Origin of the sequence: Nocardioides perillae, from assembly GCF_013409425.1 — a bacterium.
Taxonomy (GTDB): domain Bacteria; phylum Actinomycetota; class Actinomycetes; order Propionibacteriales; family Nocardioidaceae; genus Nocardioides; species Nocardioides perillae.
Genome location: NZ_JACCAC010000001.1, coordinates 876497 through 894593 on the forward strand (window position 1 = coordinate 876497; position 18097 = coordinate 894593).

Consider the following 18097-nt stretch of genomic DNA (forward strand, 5'->3'; position numbering starts at 1 on the left):
CGCCGGAACCTAGCGCGCGGTCCCTACCGGCGGGTATGACCCACGTCTCGTCGCTTGTCGGGGCCGGCTCAGCCGCGCCGGCGCCACCAGCGGCGGGCGCGGCGCTCGGCCTGCTCGGCCTCGCGCTGCGCGCGGAGGGCCTCGGCCTGGGCCGCGCGGCGCTCGTCGCGGCGGGAGCGCCAGGCCTCGACCTCGGCGTCGACGTCGCGCAGCGGGGTGATGACCGGGGGGCCGCCCTGCAGCTGCATGCGGGCGTGGCGCACGCGCCGGTTGAAGTCGTCGACCTCGCCGCGCACCTCGCGCTCGGTCGGGAGGCGGTCGAGGTGGGCCTCGAGGTCGGCGTCGTCCTTGCGCAGCTGGAGTGCCGGCGGGAGCACGGTGAGCTGCTCGCGCTCGACGAGCCGCTTGAGCCACCAGTCGGGGTCGTGCTCGCGGCCGAGGTCGCGCAGGGGCTTGCCGTAGCCCGGCAGGTCGTCGAAGTCGCCGCGCTCCATCGCGCGCTGCAGCTGCAGCTCCACCCAGCGGGCCTGGTGCTGCACGCGCAGCGCGGCGGAGGCCTGTCCCGTGCGGGCGTCGCGCTCGCGGCCGCGGTCGGGCGCCTGCGCTGCGCCGGGATCGTCGTCGGCGTCGTCGGCGTCGGCGTCGGCGTGGTGGTCGTCGCGTGCGGCGGTCATGGGCTCACCTCCTGCGATCCCCAGCCTACGGACGGGCTGTGCGCTCGCTCCGGCTCGGACGCGGCTGTCCGTCAGGAGGCGAGAGGACGCAGCAGCAGCCAGCCGCACGTCGCCACCGGGAGGACGAGAGGGGTTCGACGGGTGCGCACCCGTCGAGCCTGGGCGCCGTCGGCCGGGAGCGCATGAGCCCGGGTGCTCAGGTCGGACAGGTGGGGACTTGAGGCCCAAGTCCTGCACTCGTGGCCCGAGTTCTCGGGGCACAAGTGCAGGAGTCACCGGTCAGCCGGGGACTCCGACAGGGGCGCTCAGCCGCGGAAGCGGGCGCGGTGGACGACGTCGTCGAGGGGCGGGCGGCGGTGGGTGGGGGAGGCGGCGGAGCCGGGCGAGCCGGTGTCGCCCGGCTGGCGGTGGCCGAGGGCGAGCGCGCCGACGGGCAGCCAGGCGTGGGGCACCCCGAACGCCTGGCGGAAGGCGTCCCACCGCGCTCCGGGCACACCGAAGAAGCAGGCGCCGAGGCCCTCGTCGACCGCGGTCAGCAGGGCGGCGTGGGCAGCCATGCCGGCGTCGACGTGCCACCACGGCACCGGCCACGCCTCGGTCGGGACGTCGGCGAGGCCCGCCCGCACCTTGTCCGGCTCGGCGTAGCGCGCGGCGTACGCCGTCGGGTCGGTCAGCACCACCGCGAGCACGGGTGCGGTGCGCATCCCGTCGAGCCAGCGGTTGGACGCGTCGGGATCGGGAGAGGTCACCTCCCAGAAGCGGTTGACCTCGGCGGGGCTGTCGAGCAGGAGGTACGCCCGCCCCTGGCTGCTGCCGGCCGTCGGCGCGCGGTGGGCGTGGTCGAGCACGCGCCGCACCACCGCCGGGTCGACCGGCCGGGCGGCGTCGAAGCGGCGCACCATCCGGCGGCGCCGCACCACCTCGGGGAAGTCCACGCGCGCAGCCTGCCACGGTGGCGCCGGGCCGGGCCCGGCCCGAGGTCGGGGGAGAGGGCACCGACCTGCCGGGCGCGTCTCGGATCCGAGATGTCCTGCCCGCGCGGCGGCGTTGACCCGCCTCGCGCCCGCCGCTGGGATGGGCCGGTGGTCTTCGAGCAGATGTGGCGCGACCTCGCCCCGGTGGGGCGCTCGGCGGCGACCGGCGGTTACCACCGCCAGCCGTGGACCGCGGTCGACGCGGAGCTTAGGGCGTGGTTCCGCGAGGAGGCGGAGCGGCGTGGGCTGGCCGTCGAGCAGGACCCGCTCGGCAACCTCGTCGCCTGGTGGCGCCCGGCCGGCACGGAGGGTGCGCGCCCGGTGCTCACCGGCAGCCACCTCGACTCCGTCGCCGACGGCGGGGCCTACGACGGTCCGCTCGGCGTCGTCTCCGCCCTCGCGGCCGTCGACCTGCTGCGCGAGCGCGGCACCGTCCCGACCCGCCCGGTCGGTGTCGCGGTCTTCGTCGAGGAGGAGGGCTCGCGCTTCGGGCTGGCCTGCCTGGGCTCCCGGCTCGCCACCGGTCAGGCCACCTGGGCCGACGTGCGCCACCGCCGCGACGCCGCCGGCACCGCTCTCGAGGACGCGCTGGCGGCCGCCGACCTGGGTGACGACCCCGCCGCCACTGGGCCCGACGGCCTGCGCTGGGGCTGGCTCGCCGACGTCGAGGCCTTCGTCGAGCTCCACGTCGAGCAGGGCCGCGGGCTGGTCGACCTCGGCGCACCGGTGGGCGTCGCTGCGGGCATCTGGCCGCACGGGCGCTGGCGTCTCGACGTCACCGGCCGGGCCGACCATGCCGGCACGACCCGCATGGAGGACCGCGCCGACCCGGTGCTGACCTTCGCGATGACGGCCCTGGCCGCGAGCAAGCAGGCGCGCCTCGCGGGTCAGCGCGCCACCGTCGGGCGGGTCGAGGTGCACCCCGGCGCCGCCAACGCGGTGCCGTCGCGCGTCAGCGCCTGGCTCGACGCGCGCGCCGACACCGAGGAGGCGCTGGCCCAGCTCGTCGCCGGCATCGAGCGCCAGGCCCGCGACCGTGCCGCCCGCGACGGCACCGCGCTCGAGGTGACCGCTGAGTCGGTGAGCCCGCGCATCGCCTTCGACGCCGACCTCGCGCAGCGCCTGGCCGCGGGCCACGAGCGCGGGGGGTGGCCGGTGCTCTGGACCCAGGCCGGCCACGACGCGGGCGTCCTGGCCGCCGCCGGCGTGCCGAGCGCGATGCTCTTCGTGCGCAACCCGACCGGCGTCTCGCACAGCCCCGAGGAGCACGCCGAGGTGCCCGACTGCCTCGCCGGGGTCGAGGCGCTCGCCGATGCCCTCGCTCGGCTCGCCGCATGAGCGCGCCCCGCGTGCTCGACCGCCCCCAGCTGCTGGCTCGCGCCTGGGTCGACGGGGTCGTGCGCGACGACGTGCTGGTCGAGGTCGTCGACGGCCGCTTCGCCCGCGTCGCGCCCGACGCCGCCGACGACCCCGGCGCCGTGGGCGCCGAGCGCGTCGGCGGTCTCACGCTCCCCGGTCTCGCCGACGCCCACAGCCACGCCTTCCACCGCGCGCTGCGCGGGCGGGCGCAGCGCGGGACCGGCTCGTTCTGGACCTGGCGCGAGCAGATGTACGCCCTCGCCGCCCACCTCGACCCCGACCGCCTCCACCGCCTCGCCCGCGCCGTCTTCGCCGAGGTCGCCGCCGCCGGCTGGACCAGCGTGGGGGAGTTCCACTACCTCCACCACGGCCCCGACGGCACGCCGTACGCCGATCCCCGCGCGGCCGCCCGCGCCGTCGTCGCCGCGGCACGCGAGGTCGGGCTGCGCATCGCGCTGCTCGACACCTGCTACCTCACCGCGGCGCCGGGTCGCCCGCTCGAGGGGGTGCAGGTCCGCTTCGGCGACGGCGACGCGCACACCTGGGCTGAGCGTCGCGCGGGCCTGCTCGACCTCGAGGCCGACCCCGGCGTCGTCGTCGGCGCGGCGGTCCACAGCGTCCGCGCCGTGCCGCCCGAGGCGCTGCCCGTGGTCGCCGCCGCCGCGGCCGGCCGGCCCCTCCACGTCCACCTCTCCGAGCAGCCGGCCGAGAACGACGCCTGCCGCGCGGCGTACGCCGTCACGCCCGCGCGGCTCCTCGCCGACGGCGGGGTGCTGGGCCCGCTCACGACGGTCGTGCACGCGACCCACCTCACCGGCGACGACGTCGCGCTGCTGGGCGCCGCGCGGGTGCGCGCCTGCCTGTGCCCGACCACGGAGCGCGACCTCGCCGACGGGGTCGGGCCGTCGGTCGCCCTGCGCGACGCCGGGGCGGTGCTCACGCTGGGCACCGACAGCCACACGGTCGTCGACCCCTTCGAGGAGATGCGTGCCGTGGAGCTCGACGAACGGCTGGTGACCGGTCGGCGCGGGTCGTGGAGCGCCGCGCAGCTGCTCGCGGCAGCCGCCGCGGACGGCCAGGCGGGCCTGGGGTTCGCCGACGCGGGGCGGATCGCGGTGGGGGCACGCGCCGACCTCGTCACCCTCGACACCGCCTCGCCGCGGACCGCCGGCACCGGCGCCGACGAGCACACCGCGGTGTGGGCGGCGAGCGCCGCCGACGTCGTGCGGGTGGTCGTCGACGGGCGGGTGGTCGCGACGGCGGACGGCCGGGCCGACGTCGGCCGCGCCCTCGACCGCGAGGTGGCCGCGCTGTGGGCCCAGGTCGAGGCGGGGGCCGGGGCCGCGGTCGAGGGGGTGCGGTGACGAGCGTCCTGCTCACCGGCATCGGCGAGCTGTCGACGAACGACCCCAGGCGCGCGCACGAGGCCGGGGCCGACCCCGCCGACCCCCTGGCCCGCCTGCACGACGCCGCGCTGGTGGTCGAGGACGGTCGCGTCGCCTGGACCGGACGCGCGGTCGAGGCGCCCGCCGCCGACGTGGCCCACGACCTCGGCGGGCGCGCCGTCCTGCCCGGCTTCGTCGACTCGCACAGCCACCTCGTCCACGCCGGCGACCGGGCGGAGGAGTTCGAGGCGCGCATGGCGGGGCGGCCCTACGCCGCGGGCGGCATCCGCACCACCGTCGCGGCCACCCGCGCCGCCACCGACGAGCAGCTGCTCGCCCGCGCCACCGCGCTCGTGGCCGAGATGCTGCGCCAGGGCACGACGACCGTCGAGGTCAAGAGCGGCTACGGCCTCACCGTCCGCGACGAGGCGCGCATCCTCGCGGTGGCCCGACAGCTCACCGACGAGACCACCTTCCTCGGCGCCCACGTGGTGCCGACCGGGCCCGACGGCCGCCCCGGCGACCCGGCGGCGTACGTCGCCCTCGTCACCGGCGCGATGCTCGAGGCCTGCGCGCCCCACGCGCGGTGGGTCGACGCCTTCTGCGAGGAGGGCGCCTTCGACGCCGACCAGGCGCGCGCCGTGCTGGAGGCCGGTGCCCGCGCGGGTCTGCGGGGGCGGCTGCACGCCAACCAGCTCACCGCGGGCCCGGGCGTGCGGCTCGCGTGCGAGCTGGGCCTGGTCGCGGTCGATCACTGCACCCACCTCGCCGACGCCGACGTCGACGCGCTGGCCTCGTCGGGCACCGTCGCCACCCTGCTGCCGGCCGTGGAGTTCTCGACCCGCCAGCCCTTCCCCGACGCCCGGCGCCTGCTCGACGCAGGTGTCCGGGTCGCGCTCGCCTCCGACTGCAACCCGGGCTCGGGCTACTCCTCCTCGTTGCCCTTCTGCGTCGCCCTGGCCGTCCGCGAGACGGGGATGACCGCGGCGGAGGCGGTGCACGCCGCCACGGCCGGGGGTGCCGCGGCGCTCGACCGCGACGACGTCGGCCGGCTCGCCCCCGGCGCCCGGGCCGACCTGGTCGTGCTCGACGCGCCGTCCGTGGTCCACCTCGCCTACCGCCCCGGCGTGCCCCTGGTGCACGCCGTGTGGCGCGGCGGCCGGCCCGTCGCCGGCGCCTGAGGTAGCCGGGAACCCGCCCCGCCAGCGACGACCCGCCCCGGGCCCTCCGCCTCGCAACGCGGTGTCCGCGTCGCTTCCCCAGCGCTCGACCCCTGGGGAAGCGCCCGACCCACCGCGTTGCAAGGCGCGGGAGCGAGGGCTGCGACCGGGTCTAGTCTGTTGAACCGATGTCCAGTAGCGTGGGCGGTCCGCACCCCACCCGTCCGCTCCCGGGAGGTCCCGTGACCGCGCTGCAGCACCCCGACACGCCCGACGTGCTCGACGCCGACGCCGAGGTCGACCGGCTCACCGAGCGCCGCTTCGCCGCGACCCGGCCGCGCTCGCTGCACCGCGGGCGCCCCGACTACGCCGCGCTGCCGCCCGGCCCGCGCTGGCCGTCGCTGCTGCAGACGATCGGGCTGCTGCGCTTCCGCCACCGCTTCGTGCCGGCCGTGCACCGCCGCTACGGCGAGGTCTTCACCGTGCGGCTGCTGCCCGGCGGCCAGCCGCTGGTGATCTTCACCCGCCCCGAGCACGCCCGCGAGATCTTCGCCGGCGACCCCGAGGTCTTCCACGCCGGCAAGGGCAACGCGGTGCTCGGCCCGATCATGGGCGAGCACTCGCTGCTGCTGCAGGACTCCGTCGAGCACAAGCGCGCCCGCAAGCTGCTGATGCCGGCGTTCAACGGCCAGGCGCTCCGGGGGTACGCCGCGCTGGTCCAGGAGGTCGCCGCCGCCGAGGTCGCGACGTGGCGCGACGGCGAGGAGTTCCGCTCGCTGGACCGGATGAACCGGCTCACCCTCGACGTCATCCTGCGCGTGGTCTTCGGCGTGACCGACGAGGCGCGGCTCGCGGCGCTGCGCCCGCGGGTCAACCGCACGGTGGAGATCAGCCCGGCCATCCTGCTCGGCTGGTCGATCCCGCGCCTGCAGCGCCTCCCGCCGTGGCGCGGCACGGTCGACAACCAGCGTGAGCTCGACCGGCTCATCCACGCCGAGATCCGCGAGCGGCGCGCCGCCAGCGACCTCGCCGAGCGCACCGACGTCCTCTCGCGGCTGCTGCAGGTCGGCACCGACGACACGGACGGCGCCGAGGGTGAGACCCCGCTGAGCGACGAGGAGCTGCGCGACCAGCTCGTGACACTGCTGCTCGCGGGCCACGAGACGACGGCGACGGCCCTGGCCTGGGCGTTCTTCGAGCTCGGCCGCCACCCCGAGCTGCTGGCCCGTGCCCGCGCGGCGGCCGAGGAGGAGCCGGGCGGCGAGGGCGACGCCTTCCTCGACGCGGTGCTCAAGGAGTCGATGCGGCTGCACCCGGTGATCCCGATGGTCGTCCGCACGCTGGTGCGGCCCGCCACCGTCGCCGGTCGCGACTTCCCGGCCGGCACCACCGTCGGGCCGTCGATCCTGCTGGCACACGCGCGCGAGGAGAACCACCCCGACCCCGAGCGCTTCGACCCCGAGCGGTTCCTCGGCCAGAACCCGCCCGCCAACACCTGGATCCCCTTCGGCGGCGGTGTCCGGCGCTGCATCGGCGCCGGCTTCTCGCTGATGGAGGGCGTCGTGGTGCTGCGCGAGGTGCTGCGCACCTACGACGTGGCGGCCCGCGGCGACGACGAGCCCAAGGTCCGCAACATCACCTCGGTGCCCCGCCGCGGCGCTCGGGTGCGGGTGGTGCGCCGCTGATCTCGTGCCGAGCCCGCGCCGGGTCCGCGCCCAGTTCGCGCCCAGTTCGCGCCGAGTTCGCGCCGAGGGCGCCCGGTCGGGCAGCATGCCGCCTCGTGAGCGAGGCATGAGCTGGCGAGACCGGGTGCGAGCCATCCGGCTCGACACGACCCCGCTGCGCGAGTCGCGCGACTACCGGCTGCTCCTCGTCGCCGGCAGCGTGTTCTACCTGGGCGCGATGGTGGCCTACGTCGCCGTTCCCTACCAGGTCTACGACCTCACCGGCTCGAACTTCGCGGTCGGCGCGATCGGCCTCGTCGAGCTGGTGCCGCTCGTCGTCTTCGGCCTCTACGGCGGGGCGCTGGCCGACCACGTCGACCGCCGGCGGCTCCTGGTCGGCACGGGTCTCGCGCAGGTCGTCCTGGTGGGGGTGCTGGCGGCCAACGCGTTCCGCGACGAGCCCAGCGTGGCGCTGGTCTTCGTGGTCGCGGCGCTGCTGGTCTCGGCCGGTGCACTGCAGCGGCCCTCGCGCGAGTCGCTCGAGCCGCGCACGGTGCGCCACGAGCAGATCCCGGCGGCGAGCGCGCTCAGCAGCTTCGGCATGCAGGCCGGGCTGCTCGTGGGCCCCGGCCTCAGCGGCCTCCTCATCGCCACCGTCGGGGTGGGCTGGTGCTTCGTGGTCGACGTGGTGGCGATCGCGGTCGCCTGCTGCCTCTACGCCGCGATGCGTCCCTACCCCCACACCGCCGAGACGACGCCGCCGAGCCTGGCGGGCATCGGCGAGGGCCTGCGCTACGCCGTCTCGCGCCGCGACCTGCTCGGCACCTACCTCGTCGACGTGGCCGCGATGCTGCTCGCGATCCCCGTCGTCCTCTTCCCGGCCCTGGCGCAGGAGGTCTTCGCGCGCCCGGAGCTGCTCGGCCTGCTCTACTCCGCCGAGACCGTCGGCGCCGTGCTCGCGACCCTGACGTCGGGGTGGACGGCCCGGGTCCACCACCACGGACGGGCGATCGTGCTCGCCGCCGCGACGTACGGCGGGTTCATCGCCCTCGCGGGTCTCGCACCGTCGATCTGGGTGGCGATGGGCTTCCTGGTGATGTCGGGCGCGGCCGACACCGTGAGCGGCATCTTCCGCGTGACGGTGTGGAACCAGACGATCCCCGAGCACGTGCGCGGGCGGCTCGCCGGCATCGAGATGCTGTCCTACTCCCTCGGTCCGCTGGGCGGGCAGTCGCGCGCCGGGCTCGTGGCGGACGCCTGGTCGGTGCGCGGCGCCGTCGTGAGCGGCGGCGTGGCCTGCGTCGCCGGCGTCGCGCTCACGGCCACCGCGCTGCGCGACTTCTGGTCCTACGACTCGCGCACCGACCCGCACGCCGTGGCCGAGCGGGCCGAGCGGGCGGCGCGCGCCGAGCGGGCGGCTTGGTCGGCGACCACCACTGCCGGATGATGGGCGCGAAGCCGGGCCGAGGGAGTCGGACCGGGACGCCGCACGCAGGGAGCCGTGACCACCGTGACCGATCGTGACCGTCCTGTCCTGACCGGACTGCTGGCGCTCGTCGCCGTGGCGGTCGTCGTCGGGGTCGTGCTCGGTGTCGCGACGCTGCTCGGCACCCGCGTGCTCGGGCTCGGCGAGGCGTCGGGGTCGACGGGGCAGGCCACCGATGCCGACACCCTCTTCCTGCCGCCGCCCTCGCCCACCGATCCCCCCTCGGGCCCGCTGGTCACGCTGGCGCCCGACGGCGGGCCGACGCAGGTCGTCGAGGCGCCCACCGCCGAGCCGTCGCCCACCGAGTCGGAGTCGCCCGAGGCGGGCGAGATCTCGCTGTCGGCCGGGCAGACGTCGGTGTCGCCGATGGGCCAGATCGACCTCACCGGCACCTACCCCGGCGGCGAGGGCGCGATCCTGCAGGTGCAGCGCTTCGAGGGTGGCAGCTGGTCGGACTTCCCGGTCACCGTCTCGGTCTCCGGGTCGACCTTCGCGACCTACGTGCAGACCGGTCGGGTAGGCGAGGCGCGCTTCCGCGTGGTCGACACCGACTCCGGCGTCGAGTCCAACGAGGTCACCGTCCGGGTCGGCTGACCGCCCGCAGGTCGAGCGGTCACCCGCCGGCCGCTGCGCCCGCGCGCCGCCGGTCGACGACGCGGGTCTGCCGGCCGACCCACCAGCTGCCGGCGAGGGCCAGCACGCCCAGCACCACCGAGACCGCCGCGAGCGGCACGAGCGCGGCGAGCCCGCTGACGAGCAGCGGACCGCCGGAGCCGCCGGCCTCCCCGGCGAGCCGCCAGCCACCCAGGAACTGCGCTCGACCGACCACCGGAGCGGAGTCGGCACCCAGCGTCATCACGATCCCGGAGCCGAGCCCGTTGCCCGCCCCCAGCAGGACCGCCACCGCGGCCACCGACCACGCCGACGCGGTGAAGGGGAGCAGCAGGCCCGCGAGGGCCGTCGTCGCCACGACCGGCACGGCCACGACGGCGCGGCCGCGGGTGTCGAGGAGCCAGCCACCGGGCCAGGCCAACGCGATGTCGACGGCGGCGGCCACCGCGAAGACCAGCGAGGTGGTGCTGGCCGAGAGGCCCACCTGGTCGGCCCACAGCGGGAGCAGCGTCGAGCGCACCGAGCGCGAGGCGCCGATGACCACCACCGCGGAGCCGAGGGTGACCAGCACCCGCCGGTGCTCGCGCAGCACGTCGCGCACCCGCAGGTGGCCGCTCGCGCGCTGCTCCGCACGCGAGCCGGAGCCCAGGTCGGGGACGGCGAGGGCGACCAGCGCGGCGAGCAGCGACGCCGCGACCGCGAGCCAGAAGGCCGCCCGGATGCCGCCGACGCCGATGAGCGCCGCGCCGATCAGCGGCCCCACCAGCACGCCGACGCGGTGGCTGGCGCCCAGCGCGGCGAGCGCACGGGCGCGCGAGCCGTCGGGCACCGCGTCGATGACGAAGCCCTGCCGGGCGATCAGGAAGGCCGACCAGGCGGCGCCGCTGGCCAGGACGGCCGCGCTGAGCACCACGACGGAGCCGGTGAGCGCCGCCGCCGCCATCGCGGCCGCGTCGACGACGCCGCCCACGACCAGCGTGCGCCGCTCGCCGATGCGCGCCACCAGCGCGCCGGCGGGCAGCGAGGTCGCGAAGGCGCCGAGGCCGAGCAGCGCGACGACCAGCCCGGCGCCCGCGACGCTCGCGCCGAGGTCGCGGGCGTGCAGCGCGAGCACCGGCAGCACCGCGCCGTGCCCGACCGAGGCCGCCACGCTCGGTCCGTACGCCGCCAGCGCGACGCTGCGGAGCCGGAACGGCTCGGGCGGGGCGCTCGTCACGGGCCCATCCTCGCCGAGCGGCGCCGGCGCCCGTCCTCGGGTGCGGCCCGGGCCTCCGGACGAGGACCCCGGAGACACCACGGGCCCGCCCCGCGGTGCGCGGAGCGGGCCCGGTGCGCCGACGGTGCGGCGCGGCGTACGTGCGGGGTGGTGGCTCAGCCGGGGACGTAGTCGAACGTCGCCGGGTGCGGCCCGGTGCGGCCGTCCTCGCCGCGGTCGAGCCCCGAGATGCGGTCCACCTCGTCGGCGGAGAGCTCGAAGTCGAAGATCTCGAAGTTCTGCCGCATGCGCTCGGGGGTGACCGACTTCGGGAAGACGACGTCGCCGCGCTCGACGTGCCAGCGCAGGGCGACCTGGGCGGCGCTCTTGCCCTTCTCCTCGGCGATGGAGGTCAGGACCGGGTCGTCGAGCACCGCGCCCTGGGCGATGGGCGACCACGCCTCGGTGACGACGCCGTGGCGGGCGTTCGCCGCACGCACGGCCTCGTTGCCGAAGTAGGGGTGCACCTCGACCTGGTTGACCACCGGCACGACCCCGGTCTCCGCGACGATCCGGTCGAGGTGGTCGGGCTCGAAGTTCGAGACGCCGACGCTGGCCGCGCGGCCGTCCTCGACGAAGGAGGCGAGCGTCTGCCAGGTCGAGACGAAGTCGCCGTCGTAGAGCGTCGGCAGCGGCCAGTGGATCAGGAACAGGTCGATGCGGTCGAGGCCGAGCGCCTCCAGCGTGCCGTCGAAGGCGCGCCGCGCGTCGTCGGGGCGGTGGAAGCCGTTGTTCAGCTTGCTCGTGACGTAGAGCTGGTCGCGGGCGATGCCGGAGGCCGCCAGCGCGGCGCCGACGCCGGCCTCGTTCTGGTACATCTGCGCGGTGTCGACGTGGCGGTAGCCGATCTCGAGGGCCTGCGAGACCACCTGCTCGGTGTCCTCGGGCGGCACCTGGTAGGTGCCGAAGCCCAGCTGCGGGATGGTCGTCCGGTCGTGGAGGGTGAGGTTCGGGACGGTCATGCGGGGCGCAACCGCGCCCCGGGTCCTGGTTGTTCCCGGCACCCCCGGGGAGTGTGTCCCAGATCACCCCGTCGCGGGGGCTCCGGGGGAACAGCAACGCCTGTCACTGCGTTGGGCCGAGTGCGACAACTTGAGCCAGATCGACTCAATCAACTTGTCCGCAGCCTGTCTGCGCCGCAGACTGGTCCGCACGCACCACCGGTGCAGCACCCCGCACCACGAAGCCCGGCAGCGACGCTGCCGACGAGATCCGGAGGTATCCACATGGCTCGCGCAGTCGGCATCGACCTGGGCACGACGAACTCCGTCGTGGCCGTCCTCGAGGGTGGCGAACCCACCGTCATCGCCAACGCCGAGGGCGCCCGCACCACCCCGTCGGTCGTCGCCTTCGCCAAGTCCGGCGAGGTCCTCGTCGGCGAGGTCGCGAAGCGGCAGGCCGTCACCAACGTCGACCGCACCATCCGCTCGGTCAAGCGCCACATGGGCTCGGACTGGAAGCAGCAGGTCGACGACAAGTCCTTCACCCCGCAGCAGATCAGCGCCTTCGTGCTGCAGAAGCTCAAGCGCGACGCCGAGGCCTACCTCGGCGAGAAGGTCACCGACGCGGTCATCACCGTGCCGGCCTACTTCTCCGACGCGCAGCGCCAGGCCACCAAGGAGGCCGGCGAGATCGCGGGCCTCAACGTGGCGCGCATCGTCAACGAGCCCACGGCCGCCGCGCTGGCGTACGGCCTCGACAAGGGCGACGACCAGACGATCCTCGTCTTCGACCTCGGTGGCGGCACCTTCGACGTGTCCCTGCTCGAGATCGGCGAGGGCGTCGTCGAGGTCAAGGCGACCTCGGGTGACAACCACCTCGGCGGCGACGACTGGGACCACCGGGTCGTCGAGTGGATGGTGAAGAAGTTCAAGGACGGCAACGGCGTCGACCTCGGCGCCGACAAGATCGCCAAGCAGCGCCTCCAGGAGGCGGCCGAGAAGGCGAAGATCGAGCTGTCGTCGAGCTCCGAGACCACGATCCACCTGCCCTACATCACCCACGGCGAGTCCGGCCCGCTGCACTTCGAGGAGCGGCTGACGCGCTCGGAGTTCCAGAAGCTGACCCACGACCTGCTCGAGCGCACCCGCGCGCCCTTCGAGGCCGTGCTGCGCGACGGCGGCGTCAAGGTCGCCGACATCGACCACGTCGTCCTCGTCGGCGGCTCGACCCGCATGCCGGCCGTCAGCGACCTGGTCAAGGAGCTGCTCGGCGGCAAGGAGCCCAACAAGGGCGTCAACCCCGACGAGGTCGTGGCGCTGGGCGCCGCGCTGCAGGCAGGCGTGCTCAAGGGCGAGGTCAAGGACGTGCTGCTCCTCGACGTCACCCCGCTCTCGCTCGGCATCGAGACCAAGGGCGGCGTGATGACCACCCTCATCGAGCGCAACACGACGATCCCGACCAAGCGCTCGGAGATCTTCACCACCGCCGACGACAACCAGCCGTCGGTGGAGATCAAGGTCGCGCAGGGCGAGCGGCAGATGTGGTCGCAGAACCAGCCGCTGGGCAACTTCGAGCTGACCGGCCTCCCGCCGGCCCCGCGCGGCGTGCCGAAGATCGAGGTCACCTTCGACATCGACGCCAACGGCATCGTGCACGTCTCGGCGAAGGACCAGGCCTCGGGCCGCGAGCAGTCGATGACGATCTCGGGCGGCTCCGCCCTCAGCAAGGACGACATCGACCGTATGGTCAAGGAGGCCGAGCAGTACGCCGAGGAGGACGCCAAGCGCCGCGAGGCCATCGAGGTCCGCAACCAGGCCGACAGCCTCGTCTACACGACCGAGAAGTTCCTCGCCGACAACACCGACAAGCTGCCCGAGGACGTCCGCACCGAGGTGCAGGGCGACGTCGACGCGCTGAAGGCGACGCTGGCCGACGAGGACGCCTCGGCCGAGACGATCCAGGCCGGCATCAGCAAGCTCGGCGAGTCCAGCCAGAAGATGGGCGCCGCGATGTACGCCGCGGCCGACGCCGACCAGGCGGCCGCCGGCGGTGCCACGGGCACCGGTGACGCCGACGACGACGTCGTCGACGCGGAGATCGTCGACGAGGAGCCCGAGCAGGGCACCGCCGACGACCAGAAGTGACCGACCGGCCGTGAGCCGGCCGGCCGACGGCCCGCCGGCCCCGGGGCAGGAGCACAGCGCTCCTGCCCCCGGGGCCGCTCCCCAGGAGGACCACGTGAGCGACGAGCAGCACGCCCAGGACGAGCAGCACGCCCAGGACGGGCAGGACACGACGGCGGCCGCCGGCACCGGTGGCGGCACCGACGCCGAGCAGCAGCACGAGGCCCCGGCCGACGGGCAGGCCGCGAGCGCCACGCCGCTCGACGACGTGCCGGCCGACGGCGGCGTGGCCGACGCGGCGGAGGCCGACGACCCGCTGGCCGCCACCCAGCGGGCGCTCGAGGAGCGCACCGTCGACCTGCAGCGCCTGCAGGCGGAGTTCCTCAACTACAAGCGACGCGTCGAGCGCGACCGCGACCTGCTGAAGGAGAACGCCCGCTACGACGTGCTCGCACCGATCACCGAGGTGCTCGACACCGTCGACCGGGCCCGCGAGTCGGCGGAGAAGTCGGGCACCGAGCTCGACGGGGGTCTGCGCGCCGTCGCCGAGCAGCTGGAGCGCACCGTCGAGCGGCTCGGGCTGACGAAGTTCGGCGTCTCGGGCGACGCCTTCGACCCTCAGCTGCACGAGGCGCTCTCGCACCTCGGCGAGGACGCCGAGGTGGAGGTGACCACGTGCAAGGTGGTCGCCAAGGCCGGCTACCGCATCGGCGACCGCGTCGTGCGCGCGGCGCAGGTGCTCGTCGTCGACCCGCCGGCCTGAGCGCCGCGGGCCGAGCCGCACTGCACGACGTACGACCGCCAGGGGAGGGGAGGAGACCGTGACCAACGCCGACTGGGTCCGCAAGGACTTCTACGCCGAGCTCGGCGTCGCGAAGGACGCGTCGGCCGACGAGGTCAAGAAGGCCTACCGCAAGCTGGCGCGCGCCAACCACCCCGACTCGCACCCCGACGACGAGGCGAAGCACGAGAAGTTCAAGCGCGTCGCGGAGGCCTACGACGTCGTCGGCGACCCCGAGAAGCGCCAGCAGTACGACCAGGTGCGCGCGGCCGGCGGGGGCTACCCCGGTGGCTTCCCCGGTGGCTTCGGCGGGGCCGGCGGCGGGGCCGGCGGCTTCCCCGGCGGCTTCGACCTCGACGACCTGCTGCGGCAGCGCACCGGGGGGCCCGGCGGCGCCGGCGGACCGGGCGGGGCGGGCGGCTTCGGCGACATGTTCGGCGACCTCTTCGGCGGCGGGGCCGCGGGCGGGGGCCGGCGGCGGCGCCCGCAGAAGGGCACCGACGTCGAGAGCACCGCGACGATCGGCTTCGCCGAGTCGCTCGAGGGTGTGACGATCTCGCTGCGGCTGACCAGCGACGCGGCGTGCGGCACCTGCCACGGCTCGGGCGGCAAGCCCGGCACCAAGCCGCGGGTGTGCCCGCAGTGCGACGGCGCCGGCTTCGTCACCGCCTCGGTGGGCGGCGCCTTCTCGATGAACGAGACGTGCCCCGCCTGCCACGGTCGGCAGCTGCTGCACGACGAGCCGTGCCCCACCTGCCACGGCTCGGGTCGCGGCACGAGCGCGCGCACGATCCAGGCGCGCATCCCGGCCGGCGTCAAGGACGGCCAGCGCATCCGGCTCCGGGGCAAGGGCGGTCCCGGCGAGCACGGGGGACCGGCCGGCGACCTCTTCGTCACCGTCAAGGTGACGCCGCACCGCGTCTTCGGCCGCTCGGGCGACAACCTGACGCTCGACGTGCCGGTGTCCTTCGACGAGGCCGCCCTCGGCGCCGAGGTGCGGGTGCCGACGCTCGGCGGGGCGCCCGTGACCCTGCGGCTGCCCCCGGGCACGCCCAACGGCCGCACCTTCCGGGTGCGCGGCAAGGGTGTGGTGCGCGCCGACGGCAGCCGCGGCGACCTGCTCGCCACCGTCGAGGTGCAGGTGCCGGCGGTCCTCGACGACGCGGCGCGTGCGGCGGTCGAGGCCTATCGCGAGGCGACGGCCGGGCAGCCCCGGCGGCAGGCCCTCTTCGAGGACGCCTGATGGCGCGGGCGTCGCGGCCGCGCCGGTCCTCCGGCGCGCACCAGGGCCCGGCACCCGACGCGGCCGTCTACGTCATCAGCGTGGCGGCCGAGCTCACCGGTCTGCACCCGCAGACGCTCCGCTCCTACGAGCGGCTCGGCCTGGTCACGCCCGGCCGCACCGGCGGCGGCGGGCGCCGCTACTCCCCGCGCGACGTCGAGCGGCTGCGCCAGATCGCCGAGCTCACCGCCGCCGGTGTCGGCGTCGAGGGGGTGCGCCGCATCCTCGAGCTCGAGCACCAGGTCGACGCGCTGCAGCGTCGCAACGCCGAGCTCGCCCGCGAGGCCGAGGCCGCCCGCGAGGGACTGCGCCAGGCGCTCGCCGCCGCCCGTGCCGCCGCGCAGAGCGCGCCGACCAACAAGCTGCCCGTGCTCCGCAGCCCGCAGCCCGGCCAGTCCCTCGTCGTCTGGCGCCGCCCTCGCTGACCGGGCGGCGCAGGTGCGGGCGTGCGTCGGAGGGGGGTAGTCCGACACAGGTCCGCCCTCCGGACCACGGGGGAGGGCGCAGGTGTGCCGGACTACCGAGGGGAGGGAGGTACGGCGGGTCAGCCGGCCGTGGGCAGGCGGGCGTCGGCGAGCTCTCGGACGCGGGCGAGGAGCGCCTTGAGCGAGGTGCCCTTCTCGACGTAGCCGTCGGCACCGCGGTCGACCGCCTGCGTCGCCATGGCGCCGGCGCCGAAGCCGGAGAGCACGACGATCACCGCGTCGGGCAGCAGGGCGCGCATGCCCGGCAACGCCTCGAGACCGTCCATGACCGGCATCGCGAGGTCGAGCAGCACGACGTCGGGCCGCTCGCGCGCGGCGACCTCGAGGCCGGCGCGGCCGTCGCCGGCCTCGGCGACCACCTCGAAGCCGTCGGCGCGGCTGAAGGCCATCCGCAGCATGTCGCGCAGGTCGGCGGTGTCGTCGACCAGCAGCACCCGGCGCGCGGTCACCGCAGGGTCACCGGCGGGTCGGGCTCGCGCGGCTGCGCGGGCTCCCCCGACGCCCCGGGTCGTCCCACCGCTCCGGGTCGGTCCGGCATCCCGGGCTGGTCCGGGGTCGAGGTCGCGGCGGGGGCCGGCGTGGTGGTCACCGTCGCCGCGCTGCTGCGCAGCAGGCCGGCGGAGCCGCCGCGCTGGTGGGCGCCGAGGAGGTCGGTGACCATGCCGCTGGCGGCCGCGATGGCGCCGTCGAGGGCCGACATCGCCCGGTCGCGCTCGCCGAGCTCGAGGGCCATCCGGGCGACGACCAGGCCCTGCAGCACGCCGTCGTTGATCTCGAGCGCCTGCTGCTCGCGCGCACGGAAGTCCTGGAAGAGCGCGGCGCCCTCCATGAGGGAGGAGTAGCTGCGCCGCAACGTCCAGTAGTAGGCGCCCGCGGCGGCGCCGACGACGTCCCACAGCGCGAGCTGCCAGCCCCACGCGGCGCGCATGGCGAGGCCCTGCTCGAGGTCGGCGCCGAACCACGGCATCACCATGTGCACCGCGTGCGCCCCGTGGTGCACCGCGCAGGTGAAGAAGATGGTCGCGGTCGCCGCGCCCAGGGGGTTGCTGCGCAGCTGCCCGCTGCGCACCAGCGGACGCACGATCGCCAGGGTGATCAAGAGGTAGGCGACCATGATCACGGAGTTGCAGACGAGGCCGACGAGCCACCAGCTCATGCGTGCCCTCCCCAGGTGCCGAGGGTGGTCAGGACGACGGCGCAGCCCGCGAGCCACGCCCAGGCGGTGCCGCTCCACGGTGCGCGCCGCGCCGCGAGGTCGGTGCCCGCGCCGGGCCGCAGGCACCAGGCGAGAGCGGTCGCCGCCCACGCGGCGGCGACGAGGTCGAGCGGCCCGACCGGTGAGACGGCGCCGTCGTGCAGGCCGAGCGGGAGGCCGGTGGTGCGGCTCGTGACCCAGGCGGCCAGGCACGCGCCGTGGACGACCGCGCCGGCCACGCGCAGCCCGGCGCGGCGGGGCACGGGCACCAGCCCCAGCACCGCGAGCGCCCACCCCAGCTGCGCGAGCGCGGCGAGAGCGAAGAGGCCGGCCAGCGCCGGGTCGGCGAGGTGCAGCGGCGCCACGGCGAGGTGCACGCCCGCGGCGGCGACGCTGCTCGTCGCGGCCAAGGGGGTCCAGGTGGCCGCGCGCGCGGCGTACGCCGGGTGGTCGCCCGCCGGCGGCCGCTCCAGGACCGCGAGCGTGCCGGTCGCGGCGCGGTGGCGCAGCTCGGCGACGCGGCGGTCGTGGCCGCCGGTGGGGGCGCGGAGCAGGCCGAGCGCCTGCGCGGCGCGGGGCGCCTGGAGTGCGACGAGGCCGACGCCGCCGAGACCCAGCACGGCGGCGTGCAGCAGGTGCCCGAGCGCGGGTGCCGACGACACGTGCCACCTCCCGCTGCGCCCCGGTGCCGGCCCGGTCGGCCGACGTGCCCACGCTAGG

General features: G+C 76.0%; 17 protein-coding genes. 10 read left to right on the plus strand and 7 right to left on the minus strand.

Annotated features, from left to right (window positions below; all coding sequences use genetic code 11):
* Positions 1–68: 68 nt before the first annotated feature.
* Together BJ989_RS04080 and BJ989_RS04085 are read right to left on the minus strand one after the other, a co-directional pair.
* Positions 69–674, minus strand: a complete 606-nt coding sequence (locus tag BJ989_RS04080; protein WP_179517109.1) for a DnaJ family domain-containing protein — start codon at positions 672–674, stop codon at positions 69–71.
* A 305-nt stretch (positions 675–979) separates the two neighbouring features.
* Complete coding sequence (locus BJ989_RS04085; RefSeq protein ID WP_179517110.1) at positions 980–1609, minus strand: nitroreductase family protein; 630 nt, start codon at positions 1607–1609, stop codon at positions 980–982.
* Between the two features lie 147 nt (positions 1610–1756).
* Here BJ989_RS04085 and BJ989_RS04090 point away from each other — a divergent pair, with 147 nt between their 5' ends.
* The 6 genes from BJ989_RS04090 to BJ989_RS04115 all read left to right on the plus strand — a co-directional run bounded on the left by BJ989_RS04090 (position 1757) and on the right by BJ989_RS04115 (position 9296).
* A complete protein-coding gene (locus tag BJ989_RS04090; protein ID WP_343049079.1) occupies positions 1757–2986 on the plus strand; it encodes an allantoate amidohydrolase in 1230 nt (409 codons plus the stop codon).
* Positions 2983–4371, plus strand: coding sequence for a formimidoylglutamate deiminase (locus BJ989_RS04095; RefSeq protein ID WP_179517111.1), 1389 nt, complete (start codon positions 2983–2985; stop codon positions 4369–4371). Before BJ989_RS04090 ends, BJ989_RS04095 begins: the two co-directional genes overlap by 4 nt.
* Positions 4368–5573, plus strand: a complete 1206-nt coding sequence (gene hutI, locus BJ989_RS04100) for an imidazolonepropionase (RefSeq protein WP_179517112.1) — start codon at positions 4368–4370, stop codon at positions 5571–5573. Before BJ989_RS04095 ends, hutI begins: the two co-directional genes overlap by 4 nt.
* Before the next feature lie 221 nt (positions 5574–5794).
* Entirely contained in the window at positions 5795–7237 is a 1443-nt protein-coding gene (locus tag BJ989_RS04105; RefSeq protein WP_343049080.1) for a cytochrome P450, read from the plus strand.
* A gap of 106 nt (positions 7238–7343) precedes the next feature.
* Positions 7344–8663 (plus strand): MFS transporter, encoded by a 1320-nt coding sequence (locus BJ989_RS04110; RefSeq protein WP_179517114.1) that lies wholly within the window; start codon positions 7344–7346, stop codon positions 8661–8663.
* 54 nt (positions 8664–8717) lie between these two features.
* Positions 8718–9296 (plus strand): hypothetical protein, encoded by a 579-nt coding sequence (locus BJ989_RS04115; RefSeq protein ID WP_179517115.1) that lies wholly within the window; start codon positions 8718–8720, stop codon positions 9294–9296.
* 19 nt (positions 9297–9315) lie between these two features.
* On the opposite strand, the gene BJ989_RS04120 is transcribed toward BJ989_RS04115, so the two are convergent.
* A complete protein-coding gene (locus BJ989_RS04120; protein ID WP_179517116.1) occupies positions 9316–10530 on the minus strand; it encodes an MFS transporter in 1215 nt (404 codons plus the stop codon).
* A 155-nt stretch (positions 10531–10685) separates the two neighbouring features.
* Positions 10686–11531, minus strand: a complete 846-nt coding sequence (locus BJ989_RS04125) for an aldo/keto reductase (RefSeq protein WP_179517117.1) — start codon at positions 11529–11531, stop codon at positions 10686–10688.
* A 264-nt stretch (positions 11532–11795) separates the two neighbouring features.
* Between BJ989_RS04125 and dnaK the strand changes: the two genes are divergently transcribed.
* The 4 genes from dnaK (at position 11796) to BJ989_RS04145 (ending at position 16122) form a co-directional block, all read left to right on the plus strand.
* Positions 11796–13655 (plus strand): molecular chaperone DnaK, encoded by a 1860-nt coding sequence (dnaK, locus tag BJ989_RS04130; protein ID WP_179517118.1) that lies wholly within the window; start codon positions 11796–11798, stop codon positions 13653–13655.
* Between the two features lie 94 nt (positions 13656–13749).
* The gene (grpE, locus tag BJ989_RS04135) at positions 13750–14397 is read left to right on the plus strand and encodes a nucleotide exchange factor GrpE (RefSeq protein ID WP_179517119.1); all 648 of its coding nucleotides are present in this window, start codon (positions 13750–13752) and stop codon (positions 14395–14397) included.
* A 58-nt stretch (positions 14398–14455) separates the two neighbouring features.
* Positions 14456–15658 (plus strand): DnaJ C-terminal domain-containing protein, encoded by a 1203-nt coding sequence (locus tag BJ989_RS04140; RefSeq protein WP_179517120.1) that lies wholly within the window; start codon positions 14456–14458, stop codon positions 15656–15658.
* Positions 15658–16122, plus strand: a complete 465-nt coding sequence (locus tag BJ989_RS04145; RefSeq protein ID WP_179517121.1) for a heat shock protein transcriptional repressor HspR — start codon at positions 15658–15660, stop codon at positions 16120–16122. The genes BJ989_RS04140 and BJ989_RS04145 overlap by 1 nt, the downstream gene beginning before the upstream one ends.
* Before the next feature lie 119 nt (positions 16123–16241).
* On the opposite strand, the gene BJ989_RS04150 is transcribed toward BJ989_RS04145, so the two are convergent.
* Genes BJ989_RS04150 through BJ989_RS04160 form a run of 3 tightly spaced genes read right to left on the minus strand, consistent with a single transcriptional unit; the run spans position 16242 to position 18039 of the window.
* Positions 16242–16631, minus strand: a complete 390-nt coding sequence (locus BJ989_RS04150; RefSeq protein WP_179517122.1) for a response regulator — start codon at positions 16629–16631, stop codon at positions 16242–16244.
* Positions 16628–17338: a hypothetical protein gene (locus BJ989_RS04155; protein WP_179517123.1), complete on the minus strand. Its 711-nt coding sequence runs from the start codon at positions 17336–17338 to the stop codon at positions 16628–16630. The genes BJ989_RS04150 and BJ989_RS04155 overlap by 4 nt, the downstream gene beginning before the upstream one ends.
* Complete coding sequence (locus BJ989_RS04160; RefSeq protein WP_179517124.1) at positions 17335–18039, minus strand: hypothetical protein; 705 nt, start codon at positions 18037–18039, stop codon at positions 17335–17337. The genes BJ989_RS04155 and BJ989_RS04160 overlap by 4 nt, the downstream gene beginning before the upstream one ends.
* Between the last annotated feature and the right edge of the window lie 58 nt (positions 18040–18097).

Bases quoted from the DNA above. Each gene is read 5' to 3' on its own strand.
- BJ989_RS04145 (WP_179517121.1), top strand. From the start codon at position 15,658: ATGGCGCGGGCGTCGCGGCCGCGCCGGTCCTCCGGCGCGCACCAGGGC.
- dnaK (WP_179517118.1), top strand. From the start codon at position 11,796: ATGGCTCGCGCAGTCGGCATCGACCTGGGCACGACGAACTCCGTCGTG.
- BJ989_RS04095 (WP_179517111.1), top strand. From the start codon at position 2,983: ATGAGCGCGCCCCGCGTGCTCGACCGCCCCCAGCTGCTGGCTCGCGCC.
- BJ989_RS04080 (WP_179517109.1), bottom strand. From the start codon at position 674: ATGACCGCCGCACGCGACGACCACCACGCCGACGCCGACGCCGACGAC.
- BJ989_RS04155 (WP_179517123.1), bottom strand. From the start codon at position 17,338: ATGAGCTGGTGGCTCGTCGGCCTCGTCTGCAACTCCGTGATCATGGTC.
- BJ989_RS04125 (WP_179517117.1), bottom strand. From the start codon at position 11,531: ATGACCGTCCCGAACCTCACCCTCCACGACCGGACGACCATCCCGCAG.
- BJ989_RS04110 (WP_179517114.1), top strand. From the start codon at position 7,344: ATGAGCTGGCGAGACCGGGTGCGAGCCATCCGGCTCGACACGACCCCG.